A 1329-nucleotide genomic window follows, 5' to 3' on the forward strand; every position below is an offset into this window, starting at 1 on the left:
GCAGGAATCCTTCTCATTGGTGTGACACAAAGTCAGACAGCCCGTGGAGAACGTCACCCCAGGCGCACGGACCGGGGAAGCCCCCGCCCCGGGGGCCGGGGGTGGCCGCACCACCGACCGCCCCCGACCCCCGCACCGCACCCGCCGCGGCCGACACCCGGCGCACCGCCCGGCCCGTCCGCGTACCTGCGTGCAACGTTCACGGCACACAGACTCGGCGCGGACGCTGTCCACTATCCAGACCCGGCAGCGCCACGCACTGTCCACTGCTGTCCGCACCTGTCCACCCGCACCACCACCCCTACCGCGGGTCGTGCAACTCCCGCTCCCACAACGCCTCGCAGAGCAGGTCCAGGCCCTGGCGCAGATGACGCCGGTAGGTACCGTAGGGAAGGCCCAGCCGGCGGGCAGCGGCCTCCTGGGTGGGCGCCCCCGACAGATAGCCCGCCGCCAGCGCATCCCGCGCCCGCACCCCCCGCGGGTCACCCGCGAGCTCGTCGACCGCCCCCCGCAGCAGGGCACGCAACTCCCCGACCGGCTCACCGAGGTCGGCCGCCAGCCGGGTACGCAGCAGCGCACACGCCGCGAACGCGACCGCGTCCCGCCAGTGCGCCAACGCCTCGCGCACCGCCTGGTCGAACGCCGCACGCGACAGCGGCGACGGCCCCGCCGGGGCAGCCGGCATCTCCGTCGCCGATATGAAGTGCATCAGCCACGCCTCCACCGGCAGCCGGCGCCAGTCCACACCGAACAGCCCGTAGGTGTACCCACCCACCCGCGGCCGCGCCCCCGTGTCCTGAAGGGTGCCCCGCACGCGCTCCGCCCACGTCTCGGCGTCCCGGAACACCGCGAACCCGTACGCCCGCCCGCGCGCCCGCGCCGCCTCCGCCTGAGCCCGGGAACTGCTCAGGTCGATCACCCGCGAAGGAACCTGGTACTGCTCGGGATAGACCGAGAACCGGCTGACGCCGATGTGCTCACCGGGGCTCACCGGCGCGGTGGCCCGCGTGTACTCCCACGCGGCGGCCACCACCGGATCGGTGGCCACGTCCCGGGGGTCGGGAGGCGACGGCAGGACCAGCCGCGCCGTGAACGCCACGATCCGGCCCGTGCTCACCAGCCGGTAGACACTGAACGCCTCCGGCTGGGCCTGCGCCCAGTAGCGGACCAGCTCCGCCGAGGCCGGCCCCTCCGTCTCGGCCGCCATGCGCAGCACGACATCGATGTCCTCCGGGTGCAGCGGACGGTCGTGGACCTCGTCCTCACGGGACCAGGACCGCAGCCGGGCCAGCCTCTCTCCCTCCCGGAACAGGTAGAACAGATCGTCGG

Annotated in this window: 1 pseudogene; it reads right to left on the minus strand. The window is 73.9% G+C overall.

Going from position 1 to position 1329, the window contains the following annotated elements:
• Nucleotides 1–301: 301 nt before the first annotated feature.
• Nucleotides 302–1329, minus strand: a pseudogene (locus ACFWVD_RS28635) (hypothetical protein); the annotation flags it as partial.

Source organism: Nocardia sp. NPDC058666, assembly GCF_042714895.1.
Classification (GTDB): Bacteria; Actinomycetota; Actinomycetes; order Mycobacteriales; family Mycobacteriaceae; genus Nocardia.